We start from the raw sequence: 14,704 nt of genomic DNA on the forward strand, positions 1-14,704 counted from the left end.
AAGTTTGACTATACATTAGGTTATTACAATTTTATGACCCCCTACGACTACTGCCATCAAAAAGCCGAAGAGAGCGGCTCCAGTTTTCTGGCTGGTTTCCGCTTTCTGCCGCCGGAAAAACGCCGCGCCATGACTGTGCTGTATGCCTATTGCCGCGAGCTCGACGACGTGGCGGACGATTGCGCCGACCCGGCCGTGGCGGCGCAAACGCTGGCTTGGTGGCGGCAGGATGCGGCCAAGGTGTTTCACGGCGCGGCCTTGCCGGAGCATCCGGTCAACCAGGCCATGCGCGAAGTGGTGCCGGCCTACGGGCTACCTGAAAACGAATTGACCGCCGTGATTGACGGCGTGGAAATGGACTTAACCCCGGCGCGTTATGCCGATTTCGCCGCCTTGCAGCAATACTGCCAGCGCGTGGCCGGGGTGGTGGGGCGGCTGATTGCTCGCATCCTCGGTTTCCAAGATGCCGCCGTGCTGGATTATGCCGATAAAATGGGCTTGGCCCTGCAGCTCACCAACATCATCCGCGACGTGGGCGAAGATGCGGTGGCCGGGCGGATTTACCTGCCGGTGGAAGATTTGCAGCGCTTCAACGTGCCCGCTGCCGATTTGCTGCAACGCCGAAACAGCCAAGCGTTTGCCGAGCTGATGGCTTTTCAGGTAGCCCGTGCCCGCCAAACCTACCGCGAAGCCGTGGCCCTGCTGCCCGCCGCCGAGCGGCGTGGCCAAAAGGCCGGGCTGGTGATGGCCGCCATCTACTACGCGCTTTTAAACGAAATCGAGCGCGACGGCGCGGCCAATGTGCTGCGCTACAAGCTGGCGATTCCGAAGCCGCGCAAGGCACGGATTGCCCTGAAAACCTGGCTCTTGGGGTTTAAGCCGTGAGCGCCGCGCCGCGTGTGGCGGTTATCGGCGGCGGCTGGGCGGGGCTTTCGGCGGCGGAAGCGCTGTGCGGTCGGGCGCAAATTACCCTGTTTGAGGCCGGGCGGCAGTGCGGCGGCCGCGCCCGCGCGTTGGGCGGCGGCAGCGGTTTTGCCCATGCCGACAACGGCCAGCATATTTTGGTGGGCGCGTATCGGCAGGTGTTGGATGTGCTGGCGCGCTGCGGCGTGCGCGAAGAAGAGGCGTTTTTGCGCCTGCCGCTGCAATGGCATTTGGCCGACGGCCTGCAATTTGCCGCCCGCCGTCTGGGTGCGCCGCTGCATTTGCTTTTCGGTGTGCTGGGCGCACGCGGTATCGGTTGGGGTGAGAAAATGGCGCTGCTGCGCCAGATGCGCGCCTTGCAAGGCCTGTGCTTGGTGGAAGACGTTCCCGTGGCTGCCTGGCTGCGGCAGCAGCAAGTGTCGCACCGTTTGCAGCAGCAGTTTTGGCAGCCTTTGGTGTGGGGCGCGATGAACACCGCTTTGGAGCAAGCTTCGCTGCAACGCCTGCAAAACGTGCTGCGCGACGGAGTGTGGGCGGAGCGCGCAGCCAGCGATTTCTTGCTGCCCAAGCAGGATTTGGGGCAGCTGTTTGCTGAGCCGGTGTGCCGCCGCTTGCAAAAATACGGCGCACAAATCCGGCTGGAAACGCGCGTGCCGCAGATTGAACAAACGCTTTCAGGTAGCCTGTTGGTGAACGGCGAAACCTTTGATGCCGCCGTGTTGGCCGTTGCGCCCTATCATGTGCCGCCCCTGCTGCCAGAAGCCGCCCCGCCCGAGATTGCTGCTGCGCTGGATGCCTTGGCCTACCACGCCATCACCACCGTGTATTTGTGTTATCCCGTTGCGCCCGAGCTGCCCGCGCCGATTACCGGCCTGGCCGAAGGCACGGCGCAATGGTTTATCGACCGCGATGCGCTCGGCTTCGGGCGCGGCGAAGTATCCGCCGTGATTTCCCTGTCCGACCAATACGGCAAACTTGGCCGCGAAGAGTGGATCAGGCGCGTGCAGAACGATTTGCGGCGCGTTTGCCCGCACTTGCCGCGCCCCGGTGCCGCCCAGGTCATCACCGAAAAACGCGCCACCGCCGCCAGCCGCACCGATAACCCTGCCATCCCCACTGCCTGGCTACGCCATCAGCATATCTATCTCGCCGGCGATTACCTCCACCCGCGCTACCCCGCCACGCTGGAAGCTGCCGTGCAAAGCGGCCGGCAGGCCGCGGCTTTGCTGTTGAAAGATGCGGGGTGGGAGCAAGCTGACTAAAAACCATGCTATTTAAACAAAAGGCTACCTGAAACTTTTCAGGTAGCCTCTATCGGGTAGGTAGCGCTGCTATTTGCCCGAGCCGATTTTGCTTTCCTTGCCGCTGAGCAGGTTTTGGATATTGCTGCGGTGGCGCAGCAGCACCAGCGCGGCAATCACGGCAATGGCCGCCTGCCAGGAAGGCTGTTGCACCAAGAACATGGCGGCTAGCGGGCTGATTACGGTGGCGGTGAGTGCGGCCAGTGAGGAAATTTTCAGTCCGAAGGCCATGATCAGCCACACCGCCGCGCAAATCAGTGCTACCGGCCACGACAAAGCCAGCAGCACGCCCAGCGCGGTGGCCACGCCTTTGCCGCCCTTGAAGCCGAAAAACAGCGGCCACATATGCCCTACCAACACTGCCACCGCCACGGCGGCCACCACTTCGTCGGCCAGGCCGAAATGTGATTGCAGCCATCGGGCAAGCAGCACGGCCACCAGGCCTTTGAGCGCGTCGCCCAAGAGCGTGAGCGCGGCGGCTTTTTTGCGGCCGCTGCGCAAAACATTGGTGGCGCCCGGATTGCCCGAGCCGTAGCTGCGCGGGTCGTCCAGCCCGTAGAATTTGGATACGATAACGGCAAACGAGAGCGAGCCGATTAAGTAGGCGGCGACCACGGCGGCCAAGCCCCACACAGACAAGATGTCAGCCATAAGATTTTTTCACATTCAAACAAACGAGCCGGATTCTATCACGAGGACAAGCACAGCATGGATACCGTTTTTCTGCACGGCCTAAAAGCCCAAGCCCTAATCGGCGTTTTCGACTGGGAACGCCGCCAGCCGCAAACCGTGTTGCTGGATATCGACATCTGCGCCGATTTGGGCGCGGCGGAAAAGAGCGACAACGTGGCCGATACGATCAGCTACGCCGAGGCAGCGGAGCTGGTAACGGCAGCTTTGGCCGGCCAGCAGTTTTTCCTGCTGGAAGCGCTGGCAGGCTATGTGGCGCAGCTGCTGCTCAAGCATTTCCCTTCCTGCGAGAGCGTGCGGATTAAGGCGGTGAAACCCGGCATCCTGCCCGGCGTGGCATCGGTGGGCGTGGTGATGGAGCGGGGCAGGGCAGAGGCTACCTGAAAAGATATAGTGGATTAAGATCAGAATGCTACGGCGTTGCCTGCCGTACTGGTTGTACTGTCTGCGGCTCGCCGCCTTGTCCCCTTCTGATTTTAATCCGCTATAGCCAAAGTATTTCCCCCTCTGCTAAGCGGGCTAACGCAGTATGGAGCGCCGGCTTCTACCATCTCGCCGTTTAAATTTCGCCTAAGCTGTGCTTTCAGGTAGCCTCACAACTAAAAAAGCCGTCTGAACATTCAGACGGCTTTTGGTTTATTTCATAAAGTTTTTCAGCAGCATGGAAGCCACATCATCCAGGCCGAAGCCGTCTGCGTCTTGCGCGCTGCCGTTGGGGGTGGCGTGGTCTACCAGGTTGGGCAGGATTTTAGCCAGCATCTCGCTTGCCTGGTTGGCATCCACGCCGAATTTCTGCGCCAGCTGGTTTACGGTGTCGCTGCCCAGCGCTTGTTGCAGTTGGCTGCCGGACACGGGCATATTGTCGGACTGGTTGGAAACCCAGCTGCTGATGGCATCACCCAAGCCGCCTTGTTGCAGCTGGCTAATCAGGTTGCTCACGCCGCCGTGCTGTTTCACCAAATCCATCGCCATATCGGTGAGCGAGCCTTGGCCGCCGTCTTTGCCGCCCAGCATCTGGCTGGCCGCGTTCATCAGGTTGTCCATTAAAGTCATGATTTTTCCTTGTGTTAGAGTGAAAATGGGCGCAGTGTAGCAAAGTTTATGCTACTCGGGGGCGGGCTTAACTAGATTTAGCGAACGGTATGGTAAAACCGCTTCATAGAGGGTGTTTGGCAAGACGGTTTGCAGACAGAAAACGTGGCCCTACGGTTTTCAGGTAGCCTTTCATAGCGGGGCGGTAACCGATATCTGGAGAAGCCGGTTTCATGCCCGGCCGCGATATGGCGTAGGCTACCTGAAAACTGATGCCATTCCGCATTTCAGCCTCGCGGAAGCGGAGGCTTTCAGGTAGCCTTTTTCTCAATTAAAAACAGCCGCTTCAGGCTACCTGAAACGGCTGTGGTTTTATCCGCGTTGCTTATTTAGCAGTAGATGCGCCAGAGGCGGCTGCTGCAGAAGCGGCGGCGGCGCCTTCACCCCATACGGCAGGATATTTGTAGCCGACGAAGCGTTTGTGCGCGTAGTCTTTGAATTCTTGGGAATTGTAGGCGGCAGTTACGTCTTGTACCCATTGTGCGTCTTTATCGGCAGTGCGCACGGCAGACCAGTTGATGTAGGAGAAGCTGGGCTCTTGTAACAGGGCTTCGGACAGTTTCATACCGGAAGACATAGCATAGTTGCCGTTTACGATGGCGAAGTCCACATCTTGGCGGCTGCGCGGCAGGTTGGCGGCTTCCATTTCCACGAATTCGATATTTTTGGTGTTTTCGGCAATGTCGGTGCGGGCGGTGCGCAGCGGATCAATGCCTTCTTTCAGTTTAATCCAACCCAGGTTGTCGAGCATTACCAAAGCGCGGGCGAGGTTAGACGGATCGTTGGGGATGGAAACGGAGTTGCCGTTTTTCACTTGATCCAGCGCGGTGAGCTTGCCGGGGTAGATACCCAGGGGGGCGGTGGGCACTTGGAATACTTCGGTCAGGTCGAGATTGTGCTCGGCCTTGAAGGAATCCAGATAGGGTTTGTGCTGGAAAATGTTGATGTCGATTGCGCCCTCGGCCAGTGCCTGGTTGGGGGTAACGTAGTCGGGGAATTCGGTAAGGGTAACAGTGTAGCCCTGTTTTTCCAGGATGGGCTGGATTTGGTCTTTAATCATGTCGGCAAAGTCGCCCGGGGTGGTGCCGAAGCGGATTTCCCGCTTGGCTTCGGCGGCGGGCTGGCTGCCGGAAGAGGCGGCGGATGCTTGTGCACCGCTGCCGCTATCTTGTCCGCCGCAGGCGGCCAGGGTCATGCCCAGCACGGCGGCGCAGGTGAGTTTCCATAATGCTTTCATTGCGTATCTCCTTAATAAATGGATAAATAGGTTGGGAAAAAACGGATTAGCGTTTGTCTAAACGGGCAGCCAAATGGTTGCCGAGCGTTTGGATGCAGACCACCAAGGCCGAGAGTAGGGCAACCACTGCCCACAGCACATCGGCCATATAGCGCTGGTGGCCATAACGGATGCCGAGGTCGCCCACGCCGCCGCCGCCGATTAGGCCGGCGGCGGCACTGGTGCCCAGCGTAGCAATAATCAGGATGGCAATGCTGCGCACGAGGCCGGCGCGGGCTTCGTTCAGCAAAACTCTGATAATGATGGTCATGGGTTTGGCGCCCATAGCCAGCGCGGCTTCCACCACACCTTTGGGCACTTCGGCCAAGTTCTGTTCTACCAACCGCGCAAAATAAAACATGGCAGCCACGCTAAGCGAAATGGAGGCGGCTACCGGGCCGAATGTGGTGCCCATGATCATGCGGGTGGGTTTCATCATCACAATCATGAGGATGACGAAGGGAAAGGCGCGGATAAAGTCGATGGTGAAGCCTAAAATATGGTTCACGCGGCGGTTGGCAAAAATCTGATTTTTGCCGGTGGTGTAGAGCCACACACCAAGCAGGCCACCGATGATGATGCTGACAATGCCGGAAATGCCGAGCATGATGGCGGTTTCGCCGAAGGCCTTGTAAAACTCCGGCCGCAGGCGCATCAGGTTTTCCCAAATATAGTATTGCTGCCCCATTTCAATCCTCCTGTACCAATTCACGCCCAATGTCGGTGTGCGCCAGAATCTGTTTGTCGCGTACGTCGGCCACTTCCAATAAATGCCCTTGATGCAGCAGGGCGGTGCGGCGGCACAGGCGGCGGATTACGCTCATTTCGTGGGTAACGATCACAATAGTTACGTTGAAACGGCGGTTGATGTCTTGCAGACAGTCGAGCACGCTGCGGGTGGTGGCCGGGTCGAGCGCGGAAGTGGGCTCGTCGGCCAGAATTACGTGGGGGTTGGGCGCGAGTGCGCGGGCGATGCCTACGCGCTGCTTCTGCCCGCCGGAAAGTTGGGCGGGATAGTGTTGCGCACGGTCGGAAAGGCCAACAATTTGCAAACATTCGCGCACACGCTCGTTGATTTTGCTTTTGTTCCAGCCGGCAATTTCCAGTGGGAAGGCCACGTTGCCGGCCACGGTACGGTTGGCGAGCAGGTTGAATTGCTGAAACACCATGCCGATGTTTTGACGGGCGGTGCGCAGCTGGGCGGCATTCATGGCGGTGAGGTCTTGGCCATCGATCAGCACTTTGCCGCTGTCGGGTCGTTCCAAAAGGTTGATCAGGCGCAGCAGGGTGGATTTGCCCGCGCCGGAATAGCCCATCAGCCCGAACACCTCACCTTGGTCGATGCTCAGGCTTAAGGGATGCACGGCCATGAATTGGTTGCTTTTGCCGTGATGATAGCTTTTACAAACTGAGTCCAGAATAATCATGATGTTGTTGTATGGTCGCCTCACTCGGCGGCTGCAAAGATTTAAAGCCCACTGAATCAACAATGGGCTTAAAACAGAGGTGCGTGTTATAAATAGTACGCTTTAGCTGTTTTAACGCCCGCAAGCTGTATCAAATCGGCGTAAATAATGATGGCGTATTTAATGCCTAAATGTGGGTTTTGTCAAGAGCAGCTGTTTGCCGGGCTGTGTTTCAAGCCCGCCGGTTTCGGGTATAATCTTGCCGTTTTGGCGGGTGAGCCGCCGTTTCTTCAGCCAACTAACCTTTTGGAGCAGAGTGCATGAGCGCCATTATTGATATTTTCGCCCGCGAGATTCTCGATTCACGCGGCAATCCCACCGTAGAATGCGATGTGTTGCTGGAAAGCGGCGTGATGGGGCGCGCAGCTGTGCCCAGCGGCGCCTCCACCGGCCAAAAAGAAGCGCTGGAACTGCGCGACGGCGATGCCGCACGCTATTTGGGCAAAGGCGTGCTGAAAGCCGTGGAGCATGTGAACAACGAAATCGCCCAAGCCATTATCGGCATTGACGCTTCCGAACAGAGCTATATCGATAAAGTGCTGGTGGAATTAGACGGCACGGAAAACAAAGGCCGCTTCGGCGCCAATGCTACCTTGGCCGTATCCATGGCTGTGGCGCGTGCAGCCGCCGAAGATGCCGGTCTGCCGCTTTACCGCTATTTGGGCGGCGCGGGGCCGATGGCGATGCCGGTGCCGATGATGAACGTGATCAACGGTGGCGAACATGCCAACAACAGCCTGGATATTCAGGAATTCATGATTATGCCGGTGGGTGCTGCCAGCTTCCGCGAGGCCTTGCGCTGCGGTGCAGAAGTGTTCCACCACCTGAAAAAAATCTGCCACGACAAAGGTTTCCCCACCACCGTGGGCGATGAAGGCGGCTTCGCCCCCAATTTGGGCAACCACGCTGAAGCCTTGGATTTGATTTTGGAAGCCGTGAAAGCAGCTGGCTACGAAGCGGGCAAAGACGTGTTGCTCGCGCTCGATTGCGCCTCCAGCGAGTTTTATAAAGAAGGTAAATATCACCTCTCCGCCGAAGGCAAAGCGCTTTCCAGCGCCGAATTTGCCGATTATCTGGTCGACTTGGCCGCCCGCTATCCGATTGTTTCGATTGAAGACGGCATGGACGAAAACGACCGCGAAGGCTGGAAGCTGCTCACCAACAAGCTTGGCGGTAAAGTGCAGCTGGTGGGCGACGACTTGTTTGTTACCAACCCGAAAATCCTGGCCGAAGGCATCAAAGAAGGCATTGCCAACGCCCTGCTGGTGAAAGTGAACCAAATCGGCACCCTGAGCGAAACCCTGAAAGCCGTGGAGCTGGCCAAACGCAATCGCTACGCCAGCGTGATGAGTCACCGCTCCGGCGAAACCGAAGACAGCACCATCGCCGATTTGGCTGTGGCCACCAACTGCATGCAGATTAAAACCGGTTCGCTTTCCCGCTCCGACCGCATGGCCAAATACAACCAGCTGCTGCGTATTGAAGAAGAGCTGGGCGAAGCTGCTTATTATCCCGGCCAAGCTGCGTTTTACCATTTGGCTCGCTAAAGGCTACCTGAAACATGAAATGGGTAACCGTGGTGCTGGCCGTGGCGCTGGTGTGGCTGCAACATGATCTGTGGCTGGCCAAAGGCGGCTGGCGCGATATGTGGCGGCTGGAGGCTGAAGCTGAAAACCAGCGGCAGGCCAACCAAGGCCTGGTGTTGCGCAATCAGGCTTTGGCCGCCGAAGTGGACAACCTGCGCACCGGGAAAGATGCCATTGCCGAAATTGCACGCACCGATTTGGGCTATGTGGGGCCGGGCGAAGTGTATTACCGCATTTTGCCCGCTTCCGAGGCAGCGGCAGAGAGTGAAACGGTTGCCGAATAATATGTTTTAATAGTTTTTCAGGTAGCCTGCTGTCTGCAAGAGGCTACCTGAAAATATTTCTGCCATAGCAAACAGAATATCAGCCACTGGCAATCATGGAGCTCCTAACTGTTTACCTAGACTTCTCCCTTGACGCCCAATCCTCCGTTGCCAAGTGGCAAACTATCAATAAAATCAAATAAAGTTTGCAGCCGTATCATTTTGAGGCAGCAGCGGAAGAAGGAAGATTTGTGGTTAAGCTGAACACGCCCAACTGGCTGGAGGGAGTGTTTCAACTGTTAGATTTCGCCCAACAGTTGGGACGGCATTTTCAGCAGCAAGATATGCATCAACAACGTGGCTGCCGCAAGCATGATGTGTGAGAATCCGTCTAGTGTGCCCCGCATGCTGCAGCAGTATGAAGTATAGTGGGTTCACTTTAAACCAGTACTGCGTTGCCTCGCCGTACTATCTGTACTGTCTGCTGCTTCGTCTCCTTGTTCTGATTTTTGTTAATCCATCATTATAATGGATGTGGCATCATCACACTTCTGAGCATATTAATTTTGTTTTTTGGAATGTTATGAGCAATCTCTCTCTGCGCGGTGACCACCTGGGCTCTGGTTGGATGGTGGTTTCTGCCGCCCTATTTGCCTTGATGGGTGCGTTTGCTAAAGCCGCCGGCAGCCGTTTCGGCTTCAGTTTCAACGAGCTGGTGTTTTGGCGCATGCTGTTTGGCCTCGTGGCTATTGGGTTGCCTGAATGGTGGCGCAACAAGCCCTTCCGCACGCCCTATTTGAAATCGCACCTCAACCGCAGCATTACCGGTTCAGTGGCGCTCCTGCTTTCGTTTTTCGCGCTCACCCGCCTGCCGCTGGCCACCGCTATCACGCTCAATTACACTTCTTCGCTGTTTTTGGCCTTGCTTTCCTTCATCTTCCTTAAGGAAAGAATTGCCCCGCGAATGCTGGCCGCGCTCTTGATGGGCTTCGGCGGCATCATCATCCTACTCCAGCCCACTATTGCCGCCGAGCAGCAGATTGCCGGCCTCATCGGCCTGATTTCCGGCGTGTGTTCCGGCTGGGCGTATTTGCAGGTGCGCGAACTCTCGCAGCTGGGCGAGCCCAGCTGGCGAGTGGTGTTTTATTTCTGTTGTGTGGCCACTGCCATGTCGGGCATATTGGCCTGCATCAACGGCTGGCAGCTGCCCACCGCCCAATCGCTGCCCTATCTGCTCGGCCTAGGCGCCGCCGGTACGCTCGGCCAGCTGGCGATGACCCGCGCCTATCAAGTGGGGCGCAAGCTCACGGTGGCTTCGCTGTCCTACCTTACGGTGGTGTTTTCCACTCTGCTGGGCATTTTCTGGTTGGGTGACAGCACCAGCTGGCATGAAATCATTGGTATGCTGGTTATCGTGTGCGCCGGCGTATTGGGCAGTTTTGCCAAGGGCAAATAAAGGGGGCTTAAAGGCTACCTGAAAGCAAGGCGAACAATTTATCCACTGTATTTAAAGGAGAAAATTATGATTAATAGCATGACCGGTTTTGCCAACGGCAGCGCCGAACATGGCAGCAAACGCCTGTATATCGAACTGCGCGCGGTCAATCATCGCTATCTCGACATCCAATTCAAAATGCCAGAAGACCTGCGCCACCTCGAAGGGGCATTGCGCGAAGCCGTGTCGGCCCACGCTGCACGCGGCAAAATCGAATGCCGCATCCAACTGCGCCACGGCGAGCAGGCCGGCGGCGAGCAAGAATTGCGGCTGAACAAAAAATTGGTTGCCTGGCTGGCTAAAATCAACAATAAAATCTGTAAGAAACATCCTGGCATCCACTGTTTGGGCGTAGGCGACATCCTTGCCTTTCCCGGCGTGCTGGCCGCTCCGGCGGAAGAAGCAGACGATTTAGACGAAACCGTGCTGCAGCTCTTAAACGAAGTGTTGGCTGCCTTCAACCAAGCGCGTAGCCGCGAGGGTGAGCAGCTGCAACAGCACCTGCTGCAGCGTTTGCAACAGATGGAGCAGATTCTGGACGCTTTGGCTGCAGCTTTCCCGCAGTTGCTGCAACAGCATATGGACAAAGTGCGCCAACGGCTGCGCGAAGCCGTGGGCGATGTGGAAAACGACCGCCTGCAGCAAGAGTTTGCCTTGTTTATGCAGAAGGCAGACGTGGACGAAGAATTCAGCCGCCTGCGCACCCACATTGCCGAAGTGCGCCGCATCGTGAGCAGCCAGCCCAAAGGCAGTATCGGCAAGCGCCTGGATTTCCTGATGCAGGAACTCAACCGCGAAGCCAACACGCTGGGCAGCAAATCCATTGCCGCCGAATGCACCCAGGCTTCGGTGGAGCTGAAAGTGCTCATCGAGCAGATGCGTGAGCAGGTGCAGAATATTGAGTGATGTTTGTGCAGACGAAGAAAGGCTACCTGAAATTTTCAGGTAGCCTTTTAGGTTTATACTGCGCCGGAGGCTTCGCTGGCGGTGGGGGTTGCGGAGGCAGCGTGGTTTTTCAGCCAGGCGGCGGTGTCTTTGGCGAGGGTGTCGGTTACGCGTTCGAGCACGGAGCAGGAGCTTTTAAACATGCCGCCCATGCCGCCGAGGGAGCGGCGGGAAAGCTCGGTGGTGGCGGTTTGTTGGCCGTTTTCGTAGTGGGTGAGGCGGATGTGCATGGATTTGTAGTGGCCGGTGAAGGCGCTGCCGTAGCTGCGGGCGTCGGTAATCTGCACTTCGAGACGGTTGGGCTGTCCGGCGAGGCTGTCGGCACCGGTGGCCTGCAGTTCGATGCCGCCGGCTTTGGCTTGCTCGATGATTTTGCGGCTGAAGTTTGCGCCTAAATCGGTGCATTCTTGGCGGATGCGGTCGGCCACTTTGGCTTCGGGGGAGTAGGGGATGGTGTCGGCGATAAAGCTTTGGGCGTAGGTTTGGCCGGCGATGAGGAGGGCGGCGATGGCGGTGAGGCGGCGGAGCATGGGGTGTCCTTGTGGTAGTTGAACGGTGGGGTAAGGAGTTTTAAATTTTCAGGTAGCCTTTGTAGGAAAGGCTACCTGAAAAATCTGCGCTGCTTTACGCATCAATATTTTGCGCAATCAGGGCGTTGGTTTCGATGAACTCGCGGCGGGGTTCGACTTCGTCGCCCATGAGGGTAACGAATACTTTGTCGGCGGCGATGGCGTCTTCGATGCGCACTTTTAAGAGGCGGCGCACTTCCGGATCCATGGTGGTTTCCCACAGCTGTTCGGCGTTCATCTCGCCCAGCCCTTTGTAGCGCTGGATGGCCATGCCTTTTTGCGCACCGGCAAGCAGGATGTTGATGGCCTGTTCGAAGCTGTTTACGGTTTGCGGCTCGGCTTCGCCTTTTTGGAGCAGGGCACCGGGCTCAACCAGGCCTTGGAGCTGTTCGGCGGTGCGGCTGATGGTTTGGTAGGCTTTGCTGTCGATGAATTTTTGGTCGAGATAGGAAACCATCACGTTGCCGTGCAGCTGGCGGGTGATTTTGATGAAATGGCCGCCTTCGTGGCCGTCGAGGCGTTCCAGCGCCACTTCTTCTTTGGCCAGCAGGGAGGAGAGGGCGGCAATGGCGGCATCGGTGCTTTCGGCGCTTTCGAGCGAAATGGGGGCGGTGTCGAGCAGGGCGCGCAGCACGAGGCCGTCGATGATGCGGCTTTCCTGTTCGATGGTGCTGCGGGCGCGGAGGAACTGCTTGGCGGCGCGTTCCAGCTCGGCGCCTTCCAGCGTGCGGCCGCCGGAAACGATTTTGGCTTTGTCCACCGCCAGGCCGAGCAGGAATTCGTCTTTTTCCGTGTCGTCTTTCAGGTAGCGTTCCTGCTTGCCGTATTTGGCTTTATAAAGCGGGGGTTGGGCGATATAGATGTAGCCGCGCTCCACCAGCTCGGGCATTTGACGGTAGAAGAAGGTTAGGAGCAGGGTGCGGATGTGTGCGCCGTCCACGTCGGCATCGGTCATGATGATGATGCGGTGGTAGCGCAGTTTTTCCAAATTGAATTCCTCCTTGCCGATGGAGGTGCCCAGCGCGGTAATCAGCGTGGCCACTTCTTGGCTGGCGAGCATTTTTTCGAAGCGGGCTTTTTCCACGTTGAGGATTTTGCCCTTCAGCGGCAGGATGGCTTGGAATTTGCGGTCGCGGCCTTGTTTGGCAGAACCGCCGGCAGAGTCACCCTCCACCAGATAAAGCTCGGATAAGGCAGGGTCTTTTTCTTGGCAGTCGGCCAATTTACCGGGCAGGCCGAGGCCGTCCATCACGCCTTTGCGGCGGGTGATTTCGCGCGCTTTGCGGGCAGCTTCGCGGGCGCGGGCGGCATCCACGATTTTGCTGCAAATGATTTTGGCATCTTGCGGATTTTCTTCCAAGAATTCGTGCAGCGCCTGGCTGAGCACTTCATTCACCACGGGGGCGATTTCGCTGGAAACCAGTTTGTCTTTAGTTTGGGAGGAGAATTTCGGGTCGGGCAGTTTCACGGAAAGCACGCACACCAATCCTTCACGCATATCGTCGCCGCTGGTATCCACCTTGGCTTTCTTAGCGATTTCGTTGGCTTCGATATATTGGTTGATGGTGCGCGTCATGGCGGCGCGCAGGGCGGTGAGGTGGGTGCCGCCGTCGCGCTGCGGGATGTTGTTGGTGAAGCATTGCACGGATTCTTGGTAGCTGTCGTTCCACTGCATGGCGCATTCCACCGTCATGCCGTCTCTTTCGCCGAGGGTGTAGAAGATTTTGTCGTGCAAGGGTTTTTTGCCACCAGTGGTGTAGCGGACGAAGCCGGCCACGCCGCCGGATTCGGCGAAGTTTTCGTGTTTGCCGTCGCGTTTGTCGAACAGTTCGATTTTCACGCCGTTGTTCAGAAAGGACAATTCACGGATGCGCTTGGCCAGGGTTTCAAATTTGTATTGCACCTCGCCGAAGGTTTCTTCGCTGGCCATGAATTGCACGCGCGTACCGTGTTTGTCGGCCGGGCAATCGGCCACGGCTTTGAGCGGGGCAACGGTTTCGCCGCGGCGAAATTCTACGAAGTGCTCTTTGCCTTCGCGCCAAATGGTGAGTTTCAGCCAGTCGGACAGGGCGTTTACTACGGATACGCCCACGCCGTGCAGACCGCCGGAGACTTTGTAGCTGTTGTTGTCGAACTTGCCGCCTGCGTGCAGGATGGTCATGATCACTTCGGCGGCGGAGCGGCCTTCTTTGGGGTGGATACCGGTGGGAATGCCGCGCCCGTTGTCTTCGATGGTGATGGATTCGTCGGCGTTGATAGACACGGTGATGCTGTCGCAATGGCCGGCCAGCGCTTCGTCGATTGCGTTGTCGAGCACTTCAAACACCATGTGGTGCAGGCCGGAGCCGTCTTGGGTGTCGCCGATATACATGCCGGGGCGTTTGCGCACGGCCTCCAAACCTTCGAGGACTTGGATGCTGTCTGCGCCGTATTCTTGCTGGGTTTGTTCTGTCATGGTTGCTTTGCTGTGATGAGAATGAGTTTGAGGCTACTTGAAAAATTGCGGAGGCTGGCTTGGCTACCAAGGCAGGCTTTTTCCAGTTGTTCGATGGTTTTCGATTGTTGCTTGGCTTGTTTGAAGGTTAGCATGCAAGCGGGCTGTTTGCCTTGATAAAGAATCAGCGTTTCCAGTTGCTTCATTATGTTTTTGGGGTTAATCCAAGCTAAAGTGTTCAGAAGAATGTTCCATTCTAATGTGAGATAAGCCGTCTTCCAATGTTTCGCACACGTCAAAACACAGATGGGGCTATTTTGCCGGTTGTCGGTGGCAAACCTTGCCAGTTTGGGCATCACCCAGCTTTTGCGTTTGAAAATGCCTTCATCTGCGGCTTTGTTTATTGCCGCTATCAGCTCGGATCTCCATTGAAAACTATCGGCAATAATCATTCGGCTGTTGCTGAATGTGCCGCAATGCTCCGCTACGATGTCGTTGTGCCGGATGGTGATGCGGTTGAAACGGATTTCTATGGTAATCATTAGGGAGTGTGCTAAAAGAAAGGGTCTCAGGCTACCTGAAACCTAACGTGCAATTATAACACATCCGCCCTGACCGTTTTTGCCTGAAAAAGAACAGGCTTCCGCTTAGGAAGCCTGGTTT

At 57.0% G+C, this 14,704-nt stretch carries 15 protein-coding genes; 7 read left to right on the plus strand and 8 right to left on the minus strand.

Annotated features, from left to right (window positions below; all coding sequences use genetic code 11):
• Nucleotides 1-33 precede the first annotated feature (33 nt).
• Together hpnD and hpnE are read left to right on the plus strand one after the other, a co-directional pair.
• Nucleotides 34-885 carry a presqualene diphosphate synthase HpnD gene (gene hpnD / locus A7Q03_RS04435; protein ID WP_067447703.1) on the plus strand — a complete coding sequence of 284 codons (852 nt, stop codon included), beginning with the start codon at nt 34-36 and terminating at the stop codon, nt 883-885.
• On the plus strand, nt 882-2,186 hold the full coding sequence (gene hpnE, locus A7Q03_RS04440) for a hydroxysqualene dehydroxylase HpnE (RefSeq protein WP_067447705.1): 1,305 nt from the start codon (nt 882-884) through the stop codon (nt 2,184-2,186). The genes hpnD and hpnE overlap by 4 nt, the downstream gene beginning before the upstream one ends.
• Before the next feature lie 69 nt (nt 2,187-2,255).
• On the opposite strand, the gene plsY is transcribed toward hpnE, so the two are convergent.
• Nucleotides 2,256-2,876: a glycerol-3-phosphate 1-O-acyltransferase PlsY gene (gene plsY, locus A7Q03_RS04445; RefSeq protein WP_369799382.1), complete on the minus strand. Its 621-nt coding sequence runs from the start codon at nt 2,874-2,876 to the stop codon at nt 2,256-2,258.
• Between the two features lie 57 nt (nt 2,877-2,933).
• Between plsY and folB the strand changes: the two genes are divergently transcribed.
• On the plus strand, nt 2,934-3,299 hold the full coding sequence (folB, locus tag A7Q03_RS04450) for a dihydroneopterin aldolase (RefSeq protein WP_067447707.1): 366 nt from the start codon (nt 2,934-2,936) through the stop codon (nt 3,297-3,299).
• 252 nt (nt 3,300-3,551) lie between these two features.
• On the opposite strand, the gene A7Q03_RS04455 is transcribed toward folB, so the two are convergent.
• From A7Q03_RS04455 to A7Q03_RS04470, 4 genes are all read right to left on the minus strand, one after another.
• Nucleotides 3,552-3,968 (minus strand): YidB family protein, encoded by a 417-nt coding sequence (locus A7Q03_RS04455; RefSeq protein ID WP_067447709.1) that lies wholly within the window; start codon nt 3,966-3,968, stop codon nt 3,552-3,554.
• 364 nt (nt 3,969-4,332) lie between these two features.
• Nucleotides 4,333-5,244, minus strand: coding sequence for a MetQ/NlpA family ABC transporter substrate-binding protein (locus A7Q03_RS04460; protein WP_067447711.1), 912 nt, complete (start codon nt 5,242-5,244; stop codon nt 4,333-4,335).
• A 46-nt stretch (nt 5,245-5,290) separates the two neighbouring features.
• A complete protein-coding gene (locus tag A7Q03_RS04465; RefSeq protein ID WP_067447713.1) occupies nt 5,291-5,971 on the minus strand; it encodes a methionine ABC transporter permease in 681 nt (226 codons plus the stop codon).
• A 1-nt stretch (nt 5,972) separates the two neighbouring features.
• A complete protein-coding gene (locus A7Q03_RS04470; protein WP_067447714.1) occupies nt 5,973-6,710 on the minus strand; it encodes a methionine ABC transporter ATP-binding protein in 738 nt (245 codons plus the stop codon).
• A gap of 299 nt (nt 6,711-7,009) precedes the next feature.
• On the opposite strand from A7Q03_RS04470, the gene eno reads away from it, so the two are divergent.
• The 4 genes from eno to A7Q03_RS04490 all read left to right on the plus strand — a co-directional run bounded on the left by eno (nt 7,010) and on the right by A7Q03_RS04490 (nt 10,999).
• A complete protein-coding gene (gene eno / locus A7Q03_RS04475) occupies nt 7,010-8,296 on the plus strand; it encodes a phosphopyruvate hydratase (RefSeq protein ID WP_067447716.1) in 1,287 nt (428 codons plus the stop codon).
• 14 nt (nt 8,297-8,310) lie between these two features.
• Nucleotides 8,311-8,619, plus strand: a complete 309-nt coding sequence (gene ftsB / locus A7Q03_RS04480) for a cell division protein FtsB (protein WP_067447718.1) — start codon at nt 8,311-8,313, stop codon at nt 8,617-8,619.
• A 562-nt stretch (nt 8,620-9,181) separates the two neighbouring features.
• Nucleotides 9,182-10,054 (plus strand): DMT family transporter, encoded by an 873-nt coding sequence (locus A7Q03_RS04485; RefSeq protein ID WP_067447720.1) that lies wholly within the window; start codon nt 9,182-9,184, stop codon nt 10,052-10,054.
• A 66-nt stretch (nt 10,055-10,120) separates the two neighbouring features.
• Nucleotides 10,121-10,999 (plus strand): YicC/YloC family endoribonuclease, encoded by an 879-nt coding sequence (locus tag A7Q03_RS04490; RefSeq protein WP_067447722.1) that lies wholly within the window; start codon nt 10,121-10,123, stop codon nt 10,997-10,999.
• Nucleotides 11,000-11,052: 53 nt separating this feature from the next.
• Here A7Q03_RS04490 and A7Q03_RS04495 read toward each other — a convergent pair whose 3' ends face one another.
• The 3 genes from A7Q03_RS04495 to A7Q03_RS04505 form a co-directional block, all read right to left on the minus strand.
• Nucleotides 11,053-11,568 (minus strand): hypothetical protein, encoded by a 516-nt coding sequence (locus tag A7Q03_RS04495; RefSeq protein ID WP_067447724.1) that lies wholly within the window; start codon nt 11,566-11,568, stop codon nt 11,053-11,055.
• Nucleotides 11,569-11,662: 94 nt separating this feature from the next.
• Nucleotides 11,663-14,062 carry a DNA topoisomerase (ATP-hydrolyzing) subunit B gene (gene gyrB / locus A7Q03_RS04500; protein ID WP_067447726.1) on the minus strand — a complete coding sequence of 800 codons (2,400 nt, stop codon included), beginning with the start codon at nt 14,060-14,062 and terminating at the stop codon, nt 11,663-11,665.
• Nucleotides 14,059-14,583 (minus strand): hypothetical protein, encoded by a 525-nt coding sequence (locus A7Q03_RS04505; RefSeq protein WP_067447728.1) that lies wholly within the window; start codon nt 14,581-14,583, stop codon nt 14,059-14,061. Before A7Q03_RS04505 ends, gyrB begins: the two co-directional genes overlap by 4 nt.
• Nucleotides 14,584-14,704: the final 121 nt, after the last annotated feature.

Origin of the sequence: Eikenella sp. NML99-0057 (genome assembly GCF_001648535.1) — a bacterium.
In the GTDB taxonomy this organism is placed as follows: domain Bacteria; phylum Pseudomonadota; class Gammaproteobacteria; order Burkholderiales; family Neisseriaceae; genus Eikenella; species Eikenella exigua.

Bases quoted from the DNA above. Each gene is read 5' to 3' on its own strand.
- hpnD (WP_067447703.1), top strand. From the start codon at position 34: ATGACCCCCTACGACTACTGCCATCAAAAAGCCGAAGAGAGCGGCTCC.
- plsY (WP_369799382.1), bottom strand. From the start codon at position 2,876: ATGGCTGACATCTTGTCTGTGTGGGGCTTGGCCGCCGTGGTCGCCGCC.
- folB (WP_067447707.1), top strand. From the start codon at position 2,934: ATGGATACCGTTTTTCTGCACGGCCTAAAAGCCCAAGCCCTAATCGGC.
- A7Q03_RS04455 (WP_067447709.1), bottom strand. From the start codon at position 3,968: ATGACTTTAATGGACAACCTGATGAACGCGGCCAGCCAGATGCTGGGC.
- A7Q03_RS04460 (WP_067447711.1), bottom strand. From the start codon at position 5,244: ATGAAAGCATTATGGAAACTCACCTGCGCCGCCGTGCTGGGCATGACC.
- A7Q03_RS04465 (WP_067447713.1), bottom strand. From the start codon at position 5,971: ATGGGGCAGCAATACTATATTTGGGAAAACCTGATGCGCCTGCGGCCG.
- A7Q03_RS04470 (WP_067447714.1), bottom strand. From the start codon at position 6,710: ATGATTATTCTGGACTCAGTTTGTAAAAGCTATCATCACGGCAAAAGC.
- eno (WP_067447716.1), top strand. From the start codon at position 7,010: ATGAGCGCCATTATTGATATTTTCGCCCGCGAGATTCTCGATTCACGC.
- ftsB (WP_067447718.1), top strand. From the start codon at position 8,311: ATGAAATGGGTAACCGTGGTGCTGGCCGTGGCGCTGGTGTGGCTGCAA.
- A7Q03_RS04485 (WP_067447720.1), top strand. From the start codon at position 9,182: ATGAGCAATCTCTCTCTGCGCGGTGACCACCTGGGCTCTGGTTGGATG.
- A7Q03_RS04490 (WP_067447722.1), top strand. From the start codon at position 10,121: ATGATTAATAGCATGACCGGTTTTGCCAACGGCAGCGCCGAACATGGC.
- A7Q03_RS04495 (WP_067447724.1), bottom strand. From the start codon at position 11,568: ATGCTCCGCCGCCTCACCGCCATCGCCGCCCTCCTCATCGCCGGCCAA.
- gyrB (WP_067447726.1), bottom strand. From the start codon at position 14,062: ATGACAGAACAAACCCAGCAAGAATACGGCGCAGACAGCATCCAAGTC.
- A7Q03_RS04505 (WP_067447728.1), bottom strand. From the start codon at position 14,583: ATGATTACCATAGAAATCCGTTTCAACCGCATCACCATCCGGCACAAC.